The organism is Streptococcus panodentis (assembly GCF_017884005.1).
Taxonomy (GTDB): Bacteria; Bacillota; Bacilli; order Lactobacillales; family Streptococcaceae; genus Streptococcus; species Streptococcus panodentis.
Genome location: NZ_QFAY01000061.1, coordinates 1 through 628, shown reverse-complemented (window position 1 = coordinate 628; position 628 = coordinate 1). Strand labels below are relative to the sequence as shown.

Annotated in this window: 1 protein-coding gene and 1 pseudogene; both read right to left on the bottom strand. The window is 49.2% G+C overall.

Features of this window, described 5'->3' with window-relative positions:
• Window positions 1–262, bottom strand: a pseudogene (locus tag DHL47_RS13235) (hypothetical protein); the annotation flags it as partial.
• A 174-nt stretch (window positions 263–436) separates the two neighbouring features.
• The coding region (locus DHL47_RS13230; protein WP_209552188.1) for a hypothetical protein at window positions 437–628 on the bottom strand (192 nt) is incomplete at its 5' end.

The window sequence follows — 628 nt, the reverse complement described above, 5'->3', positions numbered from 1 at the left end:
CATCCACCTTGTCAATCAGGGAACGATAACGCATCTCCTCTGCCTTGATCTGACGTACTTGCTGGACATGCTGCAAGACAGAAGCGTCTACACGGTCCGGATACTCTGCCGCATAGCGTTCAATAGCCGTTAGCTCTGCTTCCGTCAGAGCTTCACCGTTGTATACCTTATCCAGCGCTGACCAATAGTTGTTCTCCAAAGCTATCTCCCGGTCTGCCCAGCCCTGCTCAACATCACTAACCCAAGTTAAATCCTCCGGCAAAGCAAAGCTGCCACCTCCAAAGGAGACTGAAATACCTGACATAGCCTTAGAAACCAAGCCCTGATAACCATCTGCTGAGGCACAGGCACTTGGAGACTCTGCACTGAATGCCCTCAGATTAGCCAGTTTTTCCTGAGCAGCAGTCAGTTGATTTTGCGCTGCTGTAAGCTGATTTTATAAACTGCTAATTCTTGCCGCATCTCCTGCAGCTGGTTTAGATTTAGATTGAAGACCAGAAATCGAAGCGCTTAGACTCATACAACCTCTCGTTGCACTATCAATCTCCGCTTGCAGCTGTTCCTCATCTAAATTCTCAGCTCCACACTTAGCTGCATAACTATCCGCCAGTGTGTTCGCCGCATCCGC